This window comes from Kitasatospora paranensis (assembly GCF_039544005.1).
GTDB classification, from domain to species: domain Bacteria; phylum Actinomycetota; class Actinomycetes; order Streptomycetales; family Streptomycetaceae; genus Kitasatospora; species Kitasatospora paranensis.
Genome location: NZ_BAABKV010000001.1, coordinates 3,119,611 through 3,138,527 on the forward strand (window position 1 = coordinate 3,119,611; position 18,917 = coordinate 3,138,527).

Genomic DNA, 18,917 nt, shown 5'->3' on the forward strand with positions numbered 1-18,917 from the left:
TCGGCGGACCGGCTAGCGTTACGGGTACAGGGAATCCGGGCAGCACTCGGATGACCTGGTTCGCCGGGTTGAAGGCGAAGACGACGATTCACCCCCGAAACCGGGGGTGCGGAAGGATGATGAGCGGTGTTTGCGCAGGTCATGACCCCAACGGACCGGGTGAGGTAAAGAACCGTGCACATCGTCATCATGGGCTGCGGCCGCGTGGGCTCGGCCCTCGCGAGAGCCCTGGAGAAACAGGGCCACTCGGTGGCCGTGGTGGACCAGGACCCGACGGCGTTCCGCCGGCTCGGTTCGGGGTTCAACGGCCGCAGGGTGACCGGCGTCGGCTTCGACCAGGACACCCTGCGGGAGGCGGGCATCGAGGAGGCGGGCGCCTTCGCCGCCGTCTCCAGCGGCGACAACTCCAACATCATCGCCGCCCGGGTCGCCCGGGAGAACTTCGGCGTGGAGCACGTCGCCGCCCGGATCTACGACCCGCGCCGCGCCGAGGTGTACCAGCGCCTGGGCATCCCCACCGTCGCCACCGTCCGCTGGACGGCCGACCAGATGCTGCGCCGGCTGCTGCCGAGCGGCTCCGAGCCGCTGTGGCAGGACCCGAGCGGCAGCATCCAGCTCGCCGAGGTGGCCTACGCGCCGTCCTGGATCGGGCACAAGCTCAGCGCCCTGGAGGAGGCCGCCGGCGTCCGCGTGGCGTTCGTCACCCGGGTGGGCGAGGGCATCCTGCCGACGCCGCAGACCGTGGTGCAGGAGGGCGACCTCGTGCACGTCACGCTGCGCCGCACCGACCTGAGCGCGGTCGAGGCCGCGTTCGCGCAGGGCCCCGAGGAGGCTGGTCACTGATGCGAGTCGCCATTGCCGGGGCCGGCGCCGTCGGCCGCTCCATCGCGGCCGAGCTGCTGGAGAACGGCCACGAGGTCCTCCTGATCGACAAGAACCCGAACTCCATCTCCGTGGAGCGGGTACCGATGGCCGAGTGGCTGCTGGCCGACGCCTGCGAGATCACCTCGCTGGACGAGGCCGCCCTGCAGCGCTGCCACGTGGTGATCGCCGCCACCGGCGACGACAAGGTCAACCTGGTCGTCTCGCTGCTGGCGAAGACCGAGTACGGGGTGCCGCGGGTGGTCGCCCGCGTCAACAACCCGAAGAACGAGTGGCTCTTCAACGAGTCCTGGGGCGTGGACGTCGCCGTGTCGACGCCGCGCCTGATGTCCGCCCTGGTCGAGGAGGCCGTCAGCGTCGGCGACCTCGTCCGGCTGATGCGTTTCAGCCAGGGCAACGCCAACCTGGTCGAGCTGACCCTGGCGGCCGACACCGAGCTGGTCGGCACCCGGGTGGGCGACGTCGCCTGGCCGGCCGACACCGCGCTGGTGACCATCATCCGCGAGGGCCGGGTGCTCGTCCCGGGCAAGGACGACACCCTGGAGGGCGGCGACGAGCTGCTCTTCGTGGCCGCCCAGGAGCGCGAGGAGGAGCTGGAGACCCTGCTCTCCGCGGGCTCCGGCGCCCAGTAGGCACCGCACCGGAACGGGAGGGGCCGTACCCGCCGGGTACGGCCCCTCCCGTGTTCCACCGTCCGGGGACGGTCACTCCTCGTCGATCTGCGCCTTGATCGGCGGCGGCGCCTTCAGCAGGATCTGCCAGGTGACGTACATCGCCAGCAGCATCGGCGGGATCCCGAGCGCGACCTTCATCCAGCCGAGCAGGTTGACGTTGCCGGTGAAGTACAGCGGGAAGAGGATCACCGGCTTGACGCCCATGATCAGCACCCAGGCCCAGGTCGCCTTGGTGTAGGCCGCCAGCCGGCCCGGGTTCTGCTTGCGCCAGGTGAACATCTCGCCGGTGATCGGGCCGAGCATCACGCCGATCAGCGGCCAGCGCGCCAGCGCCGAGATCGCCAGCGCGAGGCAGTAGCCGACGCTGTACAGCAGGCCGGGCAGGTAGAAGTTCTCCGCCTTGCCGGTCTTCATGGAGATCCAGGCGCCGATCGCCACGCCGAACACGCCGCTGAACGCGTGCTGGATGGTCTCCCGCTTGAACAGCCGGACGACCACGAACAGCGCGCTCAGGCCCAGCGCGGACCAGGCGGCGGTGGCGACCTGGTGCGTGACGTTGAACGCCACGATGAACACCAGGCCGGGCAGGGTCATGTCGATCATGCCGCGGACGCCGCCGAAGGCCTGGATGACCGTGTCGGCGGCCTCCTTGGAGGCGGCGGCCCGCTGCGCCTCGGTGTCCTCGCCGGGGATGTCCGGGGGCAGGTCCGCGTCGGCGAGGCGGGCGGTGGTGGCGGCGGAATCGCCGCCGGGCAGGTTGCTCACGCTGATTCGCTCCCGTGTCCGACCGGACGCAGCTCGTAGCGAGGGTTGAACAGCACGCGACGGCCGCGCGCATGGCTGAGTCGGCCGGTGGCGATCAGCCGCCGGCCCGGTTCTATGCCCACGATCGAGCGGCGCCCGAGCCAGACCACGTCCAGCGCGTCGGTGCCGTCGAAGAGCTCGGCCTCCAGGGCGGGCACCCCGGCCCGCGGGCGGAGCGTCACGGTGCGCAGCGTCCCGGCCACGGTGACCACCTCGCGGTCGCCGGCCCGGGCGATCGGGGTGCAGCCCGATTCGGCGGTGTCCTGGCGCAGCTCCTCGGCCTCCAGCTCCTCGGAGGAGGACGTGAGGCGGTTCAGCATGCGTCGGAAGCGCCCCTGCGGCTGCTCGCTGCGGATGTCACCACTCATAGCGGAAAGGCTACCGGTTGGCGGGGGCCCGCGGCAGAGCCGCAGGTCGCGGCCGTCGGTCGCGGCCCGGCGGTCGGGACCGACGGCCGGGCCCCCGCCGGGTGCTCAGGGCTCGAACCGGTAGCCCATGCCGGGCTCGGTGACGAAGTGCCGGGGGTGGGACGGGTCCGCCTCCAGCTTGCGGCGCAGCTGGGCGAGGTAGACCCGCAGGTAGTTGGTCTCCTTGCGGTAGGCGGGGCCCCAGACCTCCTGGAGCAGCTGGGTCTGGCCGACCAGCTTCCCCGAGTTGCGGACGAGGACCTCCAGCAGGTGCCACTCGGTCGGGGTGAGCCGGACGTCGGTGCCGTCCCGGTTGACCTTCTTGGCGGCCAGGTCGACGGTGAAGGTGTCGGTGGTCACCACGGCGACGCCGTCCTCGGCGACCGGCTCGGCCCGCCGGACGGCGGCGCGCATCCGGGCCAGCAGCTCGTCCATGCCGAACGGCTTGGTGACGTAGTCGTCCGCGCCCGCGTCGAGGGCCTCGACCTTCTCGTCGGAGGCGTGCCGGGCGGACAGCACGATGATCGGGACGCGGGTCCAGCCGCGCAGCCCCCGGATCACGTCGACGCCGTCCATGTCGGGCAGGCCGAGGTCCAGCACCACCACGTCGGGGTGGCGCGCGGCGGCCAGCTCCAGGGCCTGCGCGCCGTCGTAGGCGGCGTCCACCTCGTACGCCCGGGCCTTGAGGTTGATCACCAGGGCGCGGACGATCTGCGGCTCGTCGTCCACGACGAGGACCCGGGTCATACGGGTTCCGCCTTTCGGTCGGGGGATCGGTCGGGTGCGGGGCGGGCCGGCCGTGGTGGTCGCCCTGCCCGTCGGCAAGGGGCAGGGCGACCACCATGGTCAGCCCGCCGCCGGGGGTGTCCTCGGCGGTGACGGTGCCGCCCATCGCCTCGACGAACCCGCGGGCCACCGCGAGGCCGAGGCCGACGCCGGCACCGCGCGGGGCGTCGCCGTAGCGCTGGAACGGGGCGAAGATCCGTTCCCGGGCGTGCTCGGGCACGCCCGGACCGCGGTCCACGATCCGCAGCTCGACCCGGCCGGGGCCGCGCGCCGGGCGGACGGCGTCCGCCTTGACCAGCACCTGGGTGCCGGCCGGCCGGTACTTCACGGCGTTCTCCACCAGGTTGGCGAGCGAGCGCTCCAGCAGGCCGGCGTCGGCGCGCACCATCGGCAGCGACTCGGCGACGTCCACCGTGACCGCGTCGAGCGGGACCCCGCCCAGCGCGTACGGAACGACCTCGTCCAGGTCGGTGTCCCGCAGCAGCGGGGTCACCGTGCCGGTCTGCAGCCGGCTCATGTCGAGCAGGTTGTTGATCAGGTGGTCGAGGCGGTCGGCGCCGTCCTCGATCCCGGCGAGCAGTTCGGCCTCGTCGGCCTCGTCCCACTCGACGTCCTCGGCACGCAGCGAGGTGACGGCGGCCTTGATGCCGGCCAGCGGGGTGCGCAGGTCGTGCGAGACGGCGGCGAGCAGCGCGGTGCGGATCCGGTTGCCCTCCGCCTCGCGGCGGGCCGCGGCGGCCTCGCCGGCGAGCCGGCGGCGCTCCAGGACCACGGCGGCCTGCGCTGCGAACGCGCCCAGCAGCCGACGGTCCTCCGCGGGCAGCACCCGGCCGCGCAGCACCAGGGCCAGGTGGTCGCCGACCTGCACGTCGACGTCGCCGTCCTCCGGGGCGGCCGGCGGCCGTTCGCCGACGGTCGCGGTGCCGCGCCAGGCGGTGCGGTCGTCCGGGCGCTCCAGCAGCGCCACGGCGTCCTGCTGGAAGACCTCCCGGACCTGGTCCAGCAGCGCGGTCAGCACGCCCTCGCCGGTCGGTGCGCCGCGCAGCACCGTGCCGGCCAGGGCGCTGAGGGTGCGGGCCTCGGCCTGGCTGCGGGCGGCCTGCTGGCTGCGCCGGGCGGCCACGTCGACCACCGTGGCGACCGCGATCCCGACCGCGGTGAAGATCGCCACGGCGAGGATGTTCTCCGGTGCGGCGATGGTGAAGGTGTGCACGGGGGTGCGAAGTAGTAGTTGAGGGCGCTGGAGCCGACCAGGGCGGCGGCGATCGCCGGGAGCAGGCCGCCCACCAGGGCCGCGCAGACCGTCACCGACAGGAACAGCAGCATGTCGGTGGAGAGCCCGAGACCGTGCGTGCGGGTGAGGACCAGGGCGAGCAGCAGCGGCCCGCCGAGGCCGATCAGCCAGCCCGCGACGGTGCGGGTCCGTCCGAGGTCAGTGATCCGGCGGATCGGGATCCGGCCGCGCCCGGCGGCGGCGTGCTCATGGGTGACCATGTGGACGTCGATGTCGCCCGAGCCGCGGGTGACGGTGGCGCCCACGCCGGGCCCGTACACGTACTGCCAGGGTCTGCGGCGGCTGCTGCCGAGCACGATCTGGGTGGCGTTGACGCCGCGGGCGAAGTCCAGCAGGCCCTGCGCCGGGTCGTCGCCGAGCACCGTGTGGAAACTGCCGCCGAGGCTCTCCACCAGGGTGCGCTGCTCGATCAGGACCTGGGACGAGCCGCTGCCGGCCAGACCGTCGGCGCGGGCGATGTGGACGGCCAGCAGCTCGCCGCCGGAGCCGCGGGCGGCGATCCGGGCGGCCCGCCGGATCAGCGTGGCGCCCTCCGGGCCGCCGGTGAGGCCGACCACGATCCGCTCGCGGGCCTGCCAGGTGCCCTCGATGCCCTGCTCGGCACGGTAGCGCTGGAGGTACTCGTCGACCCGGTCGGCCGTCCACAGCAGCGCGAGCTCGCGCAGGGCCGTGAGGTTGCCCGGCCGGAAGTAGTGCGCGAGCGCGGCGTCGACGCGCTCCGGCGGGTAGACGTTGCCGTGCGCCAGCCGGCGGCGCAGCGCCTCCGGGTCCATGTCGGCCAGCTCGATCTGGTCGGCCCGGCGGACCACCTCGTCCGGGACGGTCTCCCGGGGGCGGACGCCGGTGATGCCCTCGACGACGTCGCCGAGCGACTCCAGGTGCTGGATGTTGACGGTGGATATGACGTCGATGCCGGCGTCCAGCAGCGCCTCGACGTCCTGCCAGCGTTTGGCGTTGCGCGAACCGGGCGCGTTGGTGTGGGCGAGCTCGTCGACGAGGGCGAGCTGCGGGCGGCGCGCCAGCACCGCGTCGAGGTCGAGCTCGCCGCCGTAGCGGGGGCGGTCTCACGGCGCGGGACGGTCTCCAGCCCCTCGGCCAGGGCGGCGGTGGCGGCCCGCCCGTGGTCCTCGACGTAGGCGACCACCAGGTCGGTGCCGCGCAGCCGGCGGCGGTGCGCCTCGGCGAGCATGGCGTAGGTCTTGCCGACCCCGGGGGCCGCCCCGAGGTGGATCCGCAGCCTGCCGCGCGCCATGCGTCCCGCTCCGTCCGGTCCGGGCCTGCCCGGACATCTGTTCGCCGGTTCCGAGACTACGGCCGATCCGGCCGGCGTTCCGCCGATCACCGCTGCCGAGCTGCGGTCTTGGCGGCATCTTGACGGCTCCGGACGGCTTCACGCCGCCGCCACGCCCGTGCAACACCGCGCTGGGACCATCGAGCGCATGCTCTCCCTGGTTGCCTCCCCGCACTCGGCCGCGGACCGCTGCCCGCCGAGGGCGGTGGCGCCGGAGCGGTGCTGCGGACCGTCCTGGCGGGCGGGCCGATGGCCCGGACTGCGGTCGGCCGTGCCGTCGGCCTCAGCGCCGCCGCGGTCTCCCGGCACACCGCCGACCTGATCGCCCTGGGCCTGCTCCGCGAGCTGCCGCCGCCCGACGGCCCGCCGCGGGCCGGCCGCCCGCAACTGCCGCTGGACGTCGACACCCGCCACCACCTGGCCTGCGGGGTGCACATCGGGGTGCCCTGGCTGACCTTCGCGCTGCTCGACCTGCGCGGCCGGGTGGTCGCCCACGAGCGGATCCCCCGCCAGGGTGATGCCGCGGCCGTGCTGCGGACCGTCCGCGGCCACCTGCCGGGGTTCACCGCACGACGCGCCGCGGGGCGGTCGCTGCTCGGGGTCGGTGTGGTGACCGGCGGCTGGGTCGATTCCGAACGGGGCGTCGTGGTGGAGCACGGGCCGCTCGGCTGGCGGGACGTCGCCGTCCGGGACGCCCTCGCCGGGGTCACCCGGCTGCCCGTGCACGTCGACGGGCACGCCCGCGCGCTGGCCATGGCCGAACTGCTGTTCGGTGCGGGCCAGGGCTCCACCGAGCTCGTCCAGCTGTTCGTCGGGAACGTGGTGGACGCGGCCATCGCCACCGGCGGCACCGTCCTGCGCGGCCGCCGTTCCCGGGCGGGCGACATCGGCCATCTGCCGGTGCCCGGCTCCGCCGAGCGCTGCCCGTGCGGCCGCACGGGCTGCCTGCAGGCCACCGTCTCCGACCGCGCCCTGGCGCAACGTGCGTTGCGCCGGGGGTGGTCGACCGGCCCGACCTCGACCTGCTGATGGCCCGCGCCGCCGACGGCGACCGCGGCGCCGTCCGGCTGTTCGAGGAGCGGCTGGAGTCGATCGCACCGGCCGCCGCCCTGCTGCTGGACGTCCTCAACCCGGAGGTGCTCGTGGTCAGCGAGGCCGGGCTGGCGGCCGTCCCCGGCCTCGGCGCCCACCTGCGGGCCCAGGTGTCGGCGCACGCCCGGCCGGCCCCCGACCGGCTGGTCGCGGCCGGCTCGTTCGGGCTGGACATCCTGGCCGTGGCGGCCTGCGCCGGCGTGCTCGACAGCGTGTTCCAGCGCCCCATGGAACTCCGCACCGCCCGGGCCTCCTGAAGCCGCCCCGAGCACTGTGGCCGCCCGGTCAACGCCGCATTAATTCCACCTGCCGACGAATCGTTGTCCGCCCCGGCGGGCCGCCACAGGATGGCAGGTGAGCCCCTGTCCCCTCCGAGCCCGGAGCCGTGCGCCATGCCCGAGAACCGCCAACTGCACTTCAACCTCTTCCTGATGGGCGTCGGCCACCACGAGGCCGCCTGGCGGCACCCCCGCACCGACCCCGCCCTCGCCGCCGACATCGGCCACTTCCAGAACCTCGCCCGGCAGGCCGAGGCCGCCTCGTTCGACTCGGTGTTCCTGGCCGACGGCGTGGAGGCGCGCTCCGACGGCGGCTGGGGCCTGATCAGCCACTTCGAGCCGTTCACCCTGCTGACCGCGCTCGCCGTGGTCACCGAGCGGATCGGCCTGATCGGCACCGTCTCCACCGGGTTCTCCGAACCGTACAATCTGGCCCGGCAGTTCGCCTCGCTCGACCACATCAGCCACGGGCGGGCCGGCTGGAACATCGTCACGTCGGCCGGCGACCGGGCCGCCCAGAACTTCGGCCGCGAGGCCAACCAGGAGCACGCCGTCCGCTACCGCCGGGCCGACGAGTTCCTGGAGGTCGCCACCGCGCTCTGGGACAGCTGGGAGGACGGCGCCCTGCTCCTGGACCGGGCCACCGGCGCCTTCGCCGACCCCGGCCGGGTGCACGAGATCGACTACGCCGGGGAGCACTTCAGCGTCCGGGGCCCGCTGAACATCCCGCGCAGCCCGCAGGGCCACCCGCTGCTCGTTCAGGCCGGCTCCTCCGACAACGGCCGTGCTTTCGCGGCCCGTTGGGCTGAAGCGGTGTTCACCGCCCAGCAGACCCTGGCCGAGGGCCAGGCGTTCTACGCCGACCTCAAGCGGCAGGCCGCGGCGTACGGCCGCGACCCCGGCCTGCTGAAGGTGCTGCCCGGCGTCGTCCCCGTGATCGGCTCCACCGAGGCCGAAGCCCGCCGCCTGGACACGGAGTTGGACGAGCTCATCAACCCCGCCCGGGCGATCTCGGTGCTCTCCGGCGTGCTCGGCGTCGACCTGACCGACCACCCGCTGGACGCACCGCTGCCGCCACTGCCGCCCGTCACCGAGATCAACGGCGCCAAGAGCCGCTTCGAACTCGTCCGCGACCTCGCCGAGCGCGACCGCCTCACCCTGCGCCAACTCGTCGGCCGGCTCGGCGGCGGGCGCGGACACCAGGTCGTCGTGGGCACGCCCGAGCAGGTCGCCGACCACATCGGGACGTGGTTCGCCGAGGGCGCGGCCGACGGCTTCAACATCATGCCGCCGATCCTCCCCGACGGCCTCACCGACTTCGTCGAGCAGGTGCTGCCGATCCTCCGCAAGCGCGGGCTGTTCCGCGAGGGCTACACCGGCCGCACCCTGCGCGAGCACTACGGCCTTCCCCGGCCCGCCGGGCGCCGGTCCGCCGCCGCCTGAACCGGCGCGGCCCCACCCGGCACCGCCCGAGGGGCGGAGCGGTCCCCCGACCGCTCCGCCCCGTCGCCGTCCCCGGCGGCACCGGTCACGGGCGGGGCCGGTCACGGGCGGGGCCGGCCACGGGCGGGCCGGCGGAACGCCCCGCAGGCCGTGGTCGTTCGCCCACCCGGGGGCACGGCACACCGCCGCGCACGACGAGAGGGTGGGACGACGATGCAGAGGTCACTGGTACTGGGCGGCGGAGGACTGGCCGGCATCGCCTGGCTGACCGGAGTACTGGCCGGGCTGGAGGCCGCGGGGGTCACCGTCGCCGGGACGGCCGACCACGTGGTCGGCACCTCCGCGGGCGCCACCGTCGCCGCACAGCTGGGCAGCGGCCTGGCCCTGCCCGAGCTCTACCGTCGGCAGAGCGAAGAGGCCTTGCAGTCAACCGAGTTGACGCCGCCTTCGGACGCCGTCATCGCCCTGATGACGGCCTGGGCCGAGATCATCGAGAAGGCCGCCGACCCGGCCGAGATCAGCCGGCACCTCGGCGCGCTGGCCCTCGCCACCGACACCGTCCCCGAGTCCGCCCGCCGCGAGGTCATCGCCGGACGGCTGCCCGCGCACGACTGGCCCGCCTGGCCCCTCACCCTGGTCGCCGTGGACGCGCACACCGGCGAGGCCGCCCTGCTCGACCGGGCCGCAGGCGTCGGGCTGGTCGACGCCGTCGCCGCCAGCTGCGCCGTCCCCGGGATCTGGCCCACCGTCGGCATCGGGACGCGCCGCTACGTCGACGGCGGCGTCCGCAGCTCGGCCAACGCCGACCTCGCCACCGGCGACCGGGTCCTCGTGCTGGCACCGCTCCCGGACGAGGCGCTGGCCGCCCAGCTCGCCGCGCACACCGGCCGCGGCGCCGCCGTCCTCGCGATCACCCCCGACGACGCCTCGGGCGCCGCGTTCGGCCCGGACCCGCTCGACCCGGCCGTCCGAACCCCGTCGGCCGCGGCCGGACTCGCCCAGGGCCGCCGGATCGCCGACGAGGTCCGGGCCCTGTGGACGACCCCCTGACACGACGGCGCGGCCGCACCCCGGGCCACGGGGGCTCCGGGGTGCGGCCGCGGCCGCCGCGGCGGACTCAGCCCGTGTAGTGGGCGGCGTCGTCGCCCTCGACGACGTAGCTGGGCTCGCCGCTGACCGCCACCGGCACGTCACCGGCGACCGTCACACGGTGCAGCCGGCGCGGCAGGTCGTCGTAGTCGTCCGGCGCGTAGTGCTGGGTCGACCGGTTGTCGAACAGCACCACGTCGCCGACCGACCAGCGCCAGCGCACCACGTTCTCCGGCCGGGTGACGTAGGACTGCAGGGTGCGCAGCAGGTCCGCGGAGGCCCCCGACGGCAGGCCGAGGATCCGCTCGGCGAAGCCGCCGATGAACAGGCCGCGCTCGCCGCTCTCCGGGTGCACCCGGACGACCGGGTGCGCGGTGCGGTACGTCCGCGCGGTGAAGACCCGGCGGCGCTCGCTCTCCGCCTCGTCGAGCTCCTTGCCCTGCGCGTAGTCGTAGTCGTTGGTGTGCACGGCCCAGAGCCGGTCCGCCAGGTCCCGCAGCGCGTCCGGCAGATCCCGGTAGGCGGTCTGGGTGTTGGCGATCAGCGTGTTCCCGCCGTACGGCGGGACGACCAGGCTGCGCAGGGTGGAGGCCTTCGGCGGGGTGCGGACGAAGGTGACGTCGGTGTGCCACTGGTTGGCCCGGCCGCCGTCCTCGCTGTCCACCGCGAGGACGTTGGGCTGGCCCTCCAGCGCCGGGACGGTCGGGTGCGCCTTGGTCAGCGCCCCGAAGAGGCCGGCGAACCGCGTCTGGCCCTCGTCGTCGAGGTGCTGCTCCCGGAAGAACAGCGCCTTGTGGGCGACGAGCGCCTCGTTCAGGGCTGCGACGGTCTTCTCGTCGAGCGGCCCGGCGAGATCGAGCCCGGTGATCTCGGCGCCGATACGGCCGCCGACCTTCTGAATGGCGAACGAGGTCATGGTGGTGATTCCCCTTCCGGGAGCGGGTCAGGAGGTGATCGGTGCCCGGCCGAAGGCCGGGCCGACGGCGAGCAGGGCGCCGGGGTGCGGCCGTGGCCCCAGCCGATGCGGGCGCGGTAGCTGCCGAGCAGTCCGGCGTCGGCGAGCCGGTGCTCGTCCGGGGCCTGGGCCCCGGGGGTGGTGTGCGGGGCGACGTACAGGGCGTCGACCGGACAGTTCGCCTCGCAGTGGAAGCAGGTCTGGCAGTCGCCCTGCCGGGCGATCACCGGGATGCCGTCCGGGCCGCGGTCGAAGACATCGTTCGGACAGACCTTGATGCACGTGTCGCAGGTGATGCAGCGGTCGGCGGAGACGAGTTCGATCACACGGGCTCCTTCTGCCGGAGGGGTTCGGCGCGGGTCCAGACCTCGTCCAGCCCGCCGGAGACGATCCGGTGGTGCTGGCCCGGGTCCTGCTCGGGGAAGTCCAGGCGGCGGGCCATGCCGCGGCTCTCCGTCCGGGCGAGCGCGGAGCGGTACATCCAGCGCGCGTTGGCGGTCATCGCCGCCGCCTCACGGGCCCGCACGAGGTCCCGGCCCGCACCGGACAGCCCCGCCCGAGCCTGCCGCCAGGCATCGTCGAGGACGGCCAGCGACGAGGTGAGCGTGTCGCCGTGCCGCAGGTAGTTGCGGTCGTACGGCAGCGCCTCGCGCTGCACCGCGGCGACCAGCTCGCGGTGGCCCCCGGCCGGGCGGCCGGACGGGCGCAGCCCGGCACCCCCGATCCGGCGGAGGCCGCGAACAGCGCGCCGTCGCCGGAGTCGGTGTCCGTGCCGAGCGCTTTGCCGAGGAATGCGCAGCCCCCGGTGGCCAGGACGACCGCGCCGGCCCGCACCCGGTAGGAGTGCCCGGCCTGCCGCCGGTAGCCGGCCGCGCCGGCCACCGATCCGTCGGCGGCGGTGAGGAGTTCGGTCACCGGGCTGTGGTCGAGGATGCGGACCCCGGCCCGGCGGACCCTGATCCGCATCCGCCGCATGTACTCCGGGCCCTGCAGCCCGTTGCGCGGCTGACGGCCGTCCGGCCCGGTCGGGAACGGGTAACCGCCGCTCTCGGCCAGCCCGTTGATGTTGGCGTACGTCCGCTCGAGGACCCGGGCCATCCAGCCGCGGTCGGCGAGGTGGCCGCCGAGGGCCTCACGGCTCGCCATCGCCGCCTCGCGGGCGGCCGCGTCGGGCTCCACGTACCAGACACCCGTCCCGGCGGCCGCCGGTCCACCGCCCACCACCAGGACGTCCGCAGTGAGTTCGCTGCTCATGGCCGCCGCCCCTCAGCCGTTGACCGGGGCGCGCCAGGCGGTGAACCGGCGCTCCAGCCAGACCAGCAGTTGGTTGAAGAGCACGCCGATCACCGAGATCGTGACGATGCCGGCGTACATCTGCGGGATCGCGAAGTTGAACTGCGAGGCGTTGATCAGATAGCCCAGCCCGGCCTTGGCACCGACCATCTCGGCCGCGACCAGGACGAGGATGGAGACCGCCCCGGCCAGCCGGATCCCGGTGAACACGGCCGGCACCGAGGCCGGCAGGATCACCTTCTGGAACAGCCGGAACGGCGAGAGGTCGAGCGAACGCGCCAGCCGCAGCAGGGTGGGATCGACCGTGCGGACGGCGCTGATGGTGTTCAGCAGCACCGGCCAGACGCACGCGTACAGCACGATGGAGATCTTCGAGGTCTCCCCGATCCCCAGGATCAGCACGAACACCGGCAGCAGCGCGAGCGCGGCGGTGTTGCGGAACAGCTCCAGCAGCGGGCTGAGCAGGTTCGCCACCGGCCGGTACCAGCCGATCAGCAGCCCCAGCGGGACACCGATCAGCACCGAGAGGCCGAAGCCGCTCAGCGAACGGGTCAGGCTGGCCTGGGTGTTGGCCGCCAGCTGGCCGCTGTCGAGCAGACCGAACCAGGCGTCGACCACCTGGCTGAACGGCGGCAGGAAGGTCGGGTCCACCAGGTTCAGGCGGGGAGCCGCCTCCCAGACCCCCAGCAGGACGGCGATCGCCGCGCTCTTGGTGAGCGCGCCCAGCAGCAGCCCCGGCACCCGGGAGCGGGGCCGCTTGCGGGCGGACGGCCGCCGTTCCGGCCGGGCGGCCGGAGCGGGGACGGTGGTGGCCGTGGCATCCGTGACGCCGGTGGCGTCCGCAGCGGGCACCGGGCCCACCGCGGCCGGCCTGGGCAGGACTTCCGTGCTCAGCGAACCGGTGTCGGTACTCATACCGTGCTGACCTCCCTCTCCAACTGCTGGGCCCGGCTGACCTCGTCGCGCAGCAGGCTCCAGATCTCGTGCCGGTACCGGGCGAACTCCGGGCTGGACCGCAGGTCCTGGGCCGAGGACCGGTCGCCGAGGTCGATCGGGACGACCTGCTTGACCCGCCCCGGGCGGGACGTCAGGACGGCGACCCGTCCGCCGAGGTAGACCGCCTCCTCGATGCCGTGCGTGATGAAGACGACGGTCTTGCCGGTGCGCTCCCAGATCCGCAGCAGCTCGTCCTGGAGCGACTCCCTCGTCTGCGCGTCCAGGGCCGCGAACGGCTCGTCCATCAGCAGCACTTCGGGGTCGTAGGCAAGACTGCGGGCGATCGCCACCCGCTGCTTCATCCCGCCGGACAGTTCGTGCGGGTGGCGGTCCTCGAACCCGGTGAGGCCGACCAGATCGAGGTACTCACGGGCCCGGGCCGCCCGCTTGCGCCGCGGCACGCCGATCGACTCCAGGCCGAACTCGACGTTGCCCTGTGCGGTCCGCCACGGCAGCAGGGCGTACTGCTGGAACACCGTGGAACGGTCCGGCCCCGGCCCCGTCACCGGGCGCCCCGCCAGCAGGATCTCGCCGGCCGTGGGTGCGGCGAGCCCGCCGAGCAGGTCCAGCAGGGTCGACTTGCCGCTGCCGCTCGGGCCCACGATGACTGCGAACTCACCTGCGGCGATGTCGAGATCGACCTCGTCCAGGGCGGTGAACTCGCCGCCGCCCCGGATCGGGAACACCTTGCTGACGGATCGGAAGGAGATGTCTGCACTCATGGCTCAACTCCTGCTGGGGGAAGGGGAGGCCGCCTGCGCGGCCGACGCCGGGGTGTAGCCGTTGAACTCGTTGGTGTAGAGGTCCGCGGGCTTCACCTGGCCGGTCCTGATGTCGCCGTGCTCGGCCAGCCAGTCGATCCAGAGCTTGAACTCGGCGTCGGTGATCAGGCCGCCCGCCTCGGCGACGCCGGTGGACTTCCAGTACTTGAGAGCGCCCGGGTCCTCGTTGCGGCCGCGCTTCTTCACGATGGCGACGCTCCGCGCGATGACCTCCTCGCGCGGCGTCGTCCTGGCCCACTCGATGGCCTTGGCGACACCGGTGACGAAGGTCCGTGCCGTGGTGGGGTTCTCCTTGAGGAAGCGCTTGGTCACCACGTACGTGCCGGCACTGAACTTGCCCAGCAGGTCGTAGTCGGTGAACAACGGCCGGATGCCGCCCGTCGCCAGCGCCTTGTCGCGCAGCACGCCGCCGAGCACGCCGACCTCGATCTGCCGCTGCCGGATGGACTGTTCGGTGTTGACCGGCGGGACGACGATCGGCTCGACCTTGCCGATCTCCGCGGAGCTCCGCCCGTTGCGCTTGAGGTAGATGTCGAGGATCGCCTCGGTGTGCGCCCCCAGCGTGTTCATCCCGATCTTCTTGCCGAGCAGGTCGTGGGCGGCGTGGATCGGGCTGTCCTGCAGCACGTAGTAGCCGTTGTACGAGGCCTCGTCGACGCCGTAGTAGCTGATCACGGCCTGCACCGGGGCGCCTGCCGCGATCAGTTTCACCACGGCACCGTTGAAGGCACCGCCGAAGTCGATCTGCCCGGTCGCCGCGGACTGGATGTCCTGCGGCCCGCTGATCGTGTTGCCGACCCACTCCAGTCTCACGTCGCCGAAGTAGCCCAGGTCCTCGGCGAGTTCGGGAAGCATCACCTGCCCCGCCCAGCCCTGGTACCGGAGCTTCTTGGTCTCGCCCTTGCCGTCGGAGGCGGTTGCCTGCCCGCACGCGGCGGCGGCCGCGCCGACGGCGGCGAGGGCGAGGAAGTGGCGGCGGGAGGTCGCAGGCATGGCGGATCCTTTGCGGGCAGCAGGGGAGCCGTCCGGCGGCGGCACGGGGCGTACGGCGGGTCGCCGATGCCCCGGCAACGGCCGGTTCGGAACAAGGGGACGCGGAGGACCGACGGCTCCGCCGGCCCGTCCGGCGCCGCGATGCGGCGGCACTCCGGGCGGGATCAGAGGCGGGAGGCAGATCGGTGGAGAAGGTGAGAAGAGCGGAGCGACGCGACGGCGGACCGGCCGTCAGCGACAGACGGCACAGATCGCGCTCGCGTGACGTCGCAGATCGACGTGCAGGCGGCCCACAAGGCTCTCGGACTGGCTCACGTATCCAGAGTTCCAGGGGGCGGGGTGCGGGTCAACGAATGTTCCACGCCTGCAAGAAACCTGTCGTACCGCCGACACGTCCGCCGGCCGGGCGAGCGGGCCGGTGGACAGCTGGACGGACGGGTGTGTCGGTGGCCGACCGTGCCCGGGAATGCAGAAAGCCCCTCCAGGCGTGGCCTGGAGGGGCTTTCAGAATGATTGTTCGGCGGCGTCCTACTCTCCCACAGGGTCCCCCTGCAGTACCATCGGCGCTACGAGGCTTAGCTTCCGGGTTCGGAATGTGACCGGGCGTTTCCCTCGTGCTATGACCACCGAAACACTATGAAACTGTCCGCCACCGACACACCCGAAAAGAATCGGGGTCGGGGTCGTTGTTTCAGAACAACACAGTGGACGCGAGCAACTGAGGACAAGCCCTCGGCCTATTAGTACCGGTCAACTCCACCCATTACTGGGCTTCCATATCCGGCCTATCAACCCAGTCGTCTACTGGGAGCCTTACCCTCTCAAGGAGGTGGGAGTGCTCATCTCGAAGCAGGCTTCCCGCTTAGATGCTTTCAGCGGTTATCCCTCCCGAACGTAGCCAACCAGCCATGCCCTTGGCAGGACAACTGGCACACCAGAGGTTCGTCCGTCCCGGTCCTCTCGTACTAGGGACAGCCCTTCTCAACACTCCTACGCGCACAGCGGATAGGGACCGAACTGTCTCACGACGTTCTAAACCCAGCTCGCGTACCGCTTTAATGGGCGAACAGCCCAACCCTTGGGACCTACTCCAGCCCCAGGATGCGACGAGCCGACATCGAGGTGCCAAACCATCCCGTCGATATGGACTCTTGGGGAAGATCAGCCTGTTATCCCCGGGGTACCTTTTATCCGTTGAGCGACGGCGCTTCCACAAGCCACCGCCGGATCACTAGTCCCTACTTTCGTACCTGCTCGACCCGTCAGTCTCACAGTCAAGCTCCCTTGTGCACTTACACTCAACACCTGATTGCCAACCAGGCTGAGGGAACCTTTGGGCGCCTCCGTTACTCTTTAGGAGGCAACCGCCCCAGTTAAACTACCCACCAGACACTGTCCCTGATCCGGATCACGGACCCAGGTTAGACATCCAGCACGACCAGAGTGGTATTTCAACGATGGCTCCACCATGACTGGCGTCACGGCTTCAAAGCCTCCCACCTATCCTACACAAGCCGAACCGAACACCAATATCAAGCTATAGTAAAGGTCCCGGGGTCTTTCCGTCCTGCTGCGCGAAACGAGCATCTTTACTCGTAATGCAATTTCACCGGGCCTGTGGTTGAGACAGTCGAGAAGTCGTTACGCCATTCGTGCAGGTCGGAACTTACCCGACAAGGAATTTCGCTACCTTAGGATGGTTATAGTTACCACCGCCGTTTACTGGCGCTTAAGTTCTCAGCTTCGCCACGACGAATCGTGACTAACCGGTCCCCTTAACGTTCCAGCACCGGGCAGGCGTCAGTCCGTATACATCGCCTTACGGCTTCGCACGGACCTGTGTTTTTAGTAAACAGTCGCTTCTCGCTGGTCTCTGCGGCCAACCCCAGCTCAGACAGTAAATGTCATCACCAGGACTGGCCCCCCTTCTCCCGAAGTTACGGGGGCATTTTGCCGAGTTCCTTAACCACAGTTCACCCGAACGCCTCGGTATTCTCTACCTGACCACCTGAGTCGGTTTGGGGTACGGGCCGCCATGAAACTCGCTAGAGGCTTTTCTCGACAGCATAGGATCATCCACTTCACCACAATCGGCTCGGCATCAGGTCTCAGACTATGTGAACGGCGGATTTGCCTACCGTTCGTCCTACACCCTTACCCCGGGACTACCACCGCCCGGGCTGGACTACCTTCCTGCGTCACCCCATCGCTCACCTACTACCCTGTTGGGTCACCGGCTCCACCACGTCCCTTCGTCCGAAGACTCCAGGCCGGCTTCACGGGCTTAGCATCAAGAGGTTCGACGTTGGCGCTTCAAAGCGGGTACGGGAATATCAACCCGTTGTCCATCGACTACGCCTGTCGGCCTCGCCTTAGGTCCCGACTTACCCTGGGCAGATCAGCTTGACCCAGGAACCCTTGGTCAATCGGCGCAAGAGTTTCCCACTCTTGTATCGCTACTCATGCCTGCATTCTCACTCGTGAACCGTCCACAACTGGATTCCTCCGCTGCTTCACCCGGCACACGACGCTCCCCTACCCATCCACAGCGCCGTTGGGCGTATTCTGTGAATGACACGACTTCGGTGGTGTACTTGAGCCCCGCTACATTGTCGGCGCGGAATCACTTGACCAGTGAGCTATTACGCACTCTTTCAAGGGTGGCTGCTTCTAAGCCAACCTCCTGGTTGTCTCTGCGACTCCACATCCTTTTCCACTTAGCACACGCTTAGGGACCTTAGTCGGTGTTCTGGGCTGTTTCCCTCTCGACCATGGAGCTTATCCCCCACAGTCTCACTGCCGTGCTCTCACTTACCGGCATTCGGAGTTTGGCTAAGGTCAGTAACCCGGTGAGGCCCATCGCCTATCCAGTGCTCTACCTCCGGCAAGAAACACACGACGCTGCACCTAAATGCATTTCGGGGAGAACCAGCTATCACGGAGTTTGATTGGCCTTTCACCCCTAACCACAGGTCATCCCCCAGGTTTTCAACCCTGGTGGGTTCGGTCCTCCACACGGTCTTACCCGCGCTTCAACCTGCCCATGGCTAGATCACTCCGCTTCGGGTCTTGGGCATGCAACTGTAACGCCCTATTCGGACTCGCTTTCGCTACGGCTACCCCACACGGGTTAACCTCGCTACACACCGCAAACTCGCAGGCTCATTCTTCAAAAGGCACGCAGTCACAGTCCGAAGACTGCCCCCACGGCTTGTAGGCACACGGTTTCAGGTACTATTTCACTCCGCTCCCGCGGTACTTTTCACCATTCCCTCACGGTACTATCCGCTATCGGTCACCAGGGAATATTTAGGCTTAGCGGGTGGTCCCGCCAGATTCACACGGAATTTCTCGGGCTCCGTGCTACTTGGGAGAAGCTCAAGTGAGCCGCTGATGTTTCGTCTACGGGGGTCTTACCCTCTACGCCGGACCTTTCGCATGTCCTTCGACTACACCAACGGTTTCTGACTCACCCAGCCGCCGGCAGACGACTGAAGAACTTTCCCACGACCCCTCATACGCAACCCCTGCCGGGTCTCACACGTATCAGGTTTAGCCTCATCCGGTTTCGCTCGCCACTACTCCCGGAATCACGGTTGTTTTCTCTTCCTGCGGGTACTGAGATGTTTCACTTCCCCGCGTTCCCTCCACATACCCTATGTGTTCAGGTATGGGTGACAGCCCATGACGACTGCCGGGTTTCCCCATTCGGACACCCCCGGATCAAAGCTCGGTTGACAGCTCCCCGGGGCCTATCGCGGCCTCCCACGTCCTTCATCGGTTCCTGGTGCCAAGGCATCCACCGTGCGCCCTTAAAAACTTGGCCACAGATGCTCGCGTCCACTGTGCAGTTCTCAA

Annotated in this window: 17 protein-coding genes, 2 rRNA genes and 1 pseudogene; 6 read left to right on the forward strand and 14 right to left on the reverse strand. The window is 70.7% G+C overall.

All coding sequences use genetic code 11. From position 1 onward, the window contains the following. Positions 1 to 174 precede the first annotated feature (174 nt). Together ABEB13_RS15225 and ABEB13_RS15230 are read left to right on the forward strand one after the other, a co-directional pair. Positions 175 to 843, forward strand: coding sequence for a potassium channel family protein (locus ABEB13_RS15225; RefSeq protein ID WP_345705956.1), 669 nt, complete (start codon positions 175 to 177; stop codon positions 841 to 843). Then, complete coding sequence (locus ABEB13_RS15230) at positions 843 to 1,514, forward strand: potassium channel family protein (protein ID WP_100890145.1); 672 nt, start codon at positions 843 to 845, stop codon at positions 1,512 to 1,514. Before ABEB13_RS15225 ends, ABEB13_RS15230 begins: the two co-directional genes overlap by 1 nt. 72 nt (positions 1,515 to 1,586) lie before the next feature. Here ABEB13_RS15230 and ABEB13_RS15235 read toward each other — a convergent pair whose 3' ends face one another. From ABEB13_RS15235 to ABEB13_RS15250, 4 genes and pseudogenes are all read right to left on the reverse strand, one after another. Next, positions 1,587 to 2,321: a DUF3159 domain-containing protein gene (locus tag ABEB13_RS15235; protein WP_345705957.1), complete on the reverse strand. Its 735-nt coding sequence runs from the start codon at positions 2,319 to 2,321 to the stop codon at positions 1,587 to 1,589. Beyond that, positions 2,318 to 2,728 (reverse strand): OB-fold nucleic acid binding domain-containing protein, encoded by a 411-nt coding sequence (locus ABEB13_RS15240; RefSeq protein ID WP_345705958.1) that lies wholly within the window; start codon positions 2,726 to 2,728, stop codon positions 2,318 to 2,320. Before ABEB13_RS15240 ends, ABEB13_RS15235 begins: the two co-directional genes overlap by 4 nt. Before the next feature lie 105 nt (positions 2,729 to 2,833). Then, entirely contained in the window at positions 2,834 to 3,514 is a 681-nt protein-coding gene (locus ABEB13_RS15245) for a response regulator (RefSeq protein WP_100890143.1), read from the reverse strand. A 67-nt stretch (positions 3,515 to 3,581) separates the two neighbouring features. Further along, positions 3,582 to 6,099, reverse strand: a pseudogene (locus ABEB13_RS15250) (ATP-binding protein); the annotation flags it as partial. A 258-nt stretch (positions 6,100 to 6,357) separates the two neighbouring features. Between ABEB13_RS15250 and ABEB13_RS15255 the strand changes: the two are divergent. From ABEB13_RS15255 to ABEB13_RS15270, 4 genes are all read left to right on the forward strand, one after another. Beyond that, complete coding sequence (locus tag ABEB13_RS15255) at positions 6,358 to 7,167, forward strand: ROK family protein (RefSeq protein WP_345705959.1); 810 nt, start codon at positions 6,358 to 6,360, stop codon at positions 7,165 to 7,167. Next, entirely contained in the window at positions 7,137 to 7,487 is a 351-nt protein-coding gene (locus ABEB13_RS15260) for a hypothetical protein (RefSeq protein ID WP_345705960.1), read from the forward strand. The genes ABEB13_RS15255 and ABEB13_RS15260 overlap by 31 nt, the downstream gene beginning before the upstream one ends. Before the next feature lie 135 nt (positions 7,488 to 7,622). Further along, complete coding sequence (locus ABEB13_RS15265; protein ID WP_345705961.1) at positions 7,623 to 8,951, forward strand: LLM class flavin-dependent oxidoreductase; 1,329 nt, start codon at positions 7,623 to 7,625, stop codon at positions 8,949 to 8,951. 213 nt (positions 8,952 to 9,164) lie between these two features. Then, the gene (locus ABEB13_RS15270; RefSeq protein ID WP_345705962.1) at positions 9,165 to 10,001 is read left to right on the forward strand and encodes a patatin-like phospholipase family protein; all 837 of its coding nucleotides are present in this window, start codon (positions 9,165 to 9,167) and stop codon (positions 9,999 to 10,001) included. Between the two features lie 67 nt (positions 10,002 to 10,068). Here ABEB13_RS15270 and ABEB13_RS15275 read toward each other — a convergent pair whose 3' ends face one another. The 10 genes from ABEB13_RS15275 to ABEB13_RS15315 all read right to left on the reverse strand — a co-directional run bounded on the left by ABEB13_RS15275 (position 10,069) and on the right by ABEB13_RS15315 (position 18,885). Beyond that, on the reverse strand, positions 10,069 to 10,956 hold the full coding sequence (locus ABEB13_RS15275) for a TauD/TfdA dioxygenase family protein (RefSeq protein ID WP_345705963.1): 888 nt from the start codon (positions 10,954 to 10,956) through the stop codon (positions 10,069 to 10,071). Then, positions 10,953 to 11,321, reverse strand: a complete 369-nt coding sequence (locus ABEB13_RS15280; protein ID WP_345705964.1) for a 4Fe-4S dicluster domain-containing protein — start codon at positions 11,319 to 11,321, stop codon at positions 10,953 to 10,955. Before ABEB13_RS15280 ends, ABEB13_RS15275 begins: the two co-directional genes overlap by 4 nt. Then, positions 11,318 to 11,497 (reverse strand): hypothetical protein, encoded by a 180-nt coding sequence (locus ABEB13_RS15285; protein WP_465262242.1) that lies wholly within the window; start codon positions 11,495 to 11,497, stop codon positions 11,318 to 11,320. Before ABEB13_RS15285 ends, ABEB13_RS15280 begins: the two co-directional genes overlap by 4 nt. Next, on the reverse strand, positions 11,494 to 12,249 hold the full coding sequence (locus ABEB13_RS15290; RefSeq protein WP_345705965.1) for an FAD-binding protein: 756 nt from the start codon (positions 12,247 to 12,249) through the stop codon (positions 11,494 to 11,496). Before ABEB13_RS15290 ends, ABEB13_RS15285 begins: the two co-directional genes overlap by 4 nt. A gap of 12 nt (positions 12,250 to 12,261) precedes the next feature. Beyond that, on the reverse strand, positions 12,262 to 13,203 hold the full coding sequence (locus ABEB13_RS15295) for an ABC transporter permease (RefSeq protein WP_345705966.1): 942 nt from the start codon (positions 13,201 to 13,203) through the stop codon (positions 12,262 to 12,264). After that, positions 13,200 to 14,006 (reverse strand): ABC transporter ATP-binding protein, encoded by an 807-nt coding sequence (locus ABEB13_RS15300; protein ID WP_345705967.1) that lies wholly within the window; start codon positions 14,004 to 14,006, stop codon positions 13,200 to 13,202. Before ABEB13_RS15300 ends, ABEB13_RS15295 begins: the two co-directional genes overlap by 4 nt. Before the next feature lie 3 nt (positions 14,007 to 14,009). Then, on the reverse strand, positions 14,010 to 15,059 hold the full coding sequence (locus ABEB13_RS15305; protein ID WP_345705968.1) for an ABC transporter substrate-binding protein: 1,050 nt from the start codon (positions 15,057 to 15,059) through the stop codon (positions 14,010 to 14,012). 231 nt (positions 15,060 to 15,290) lie between these two features. Continuing rightward, positions 15,291 to 15,452, reverse strand: coding sequence for a putative leader peptide (locus ABEB13_RS40560; protein WP_425559884.1), 162 nt, complete (start codon positions 15,450 to 15,452; stop codon positions 15,291 to 15,293). 122 nt (positions 15,453 to 15,574) lie between these two features. Continuing rightward, a 5S ribosomal RNA gene (rrf, locus tag ABEB13_RS15310) occupies positions 15,575 to 15,690 on the reverse strand. An 89-nt stretch (positions 15,691 to 15,779) separates the two neighbouring features. Beyond that, positions 15,780 to 18,885: ribosomal RNA gene (locus ABEB13_RS15315) — 23S ribosomal RNA — on the reverse strand. Positions 18,886 to 18,917: the final 32 nt, after the last annotated feature.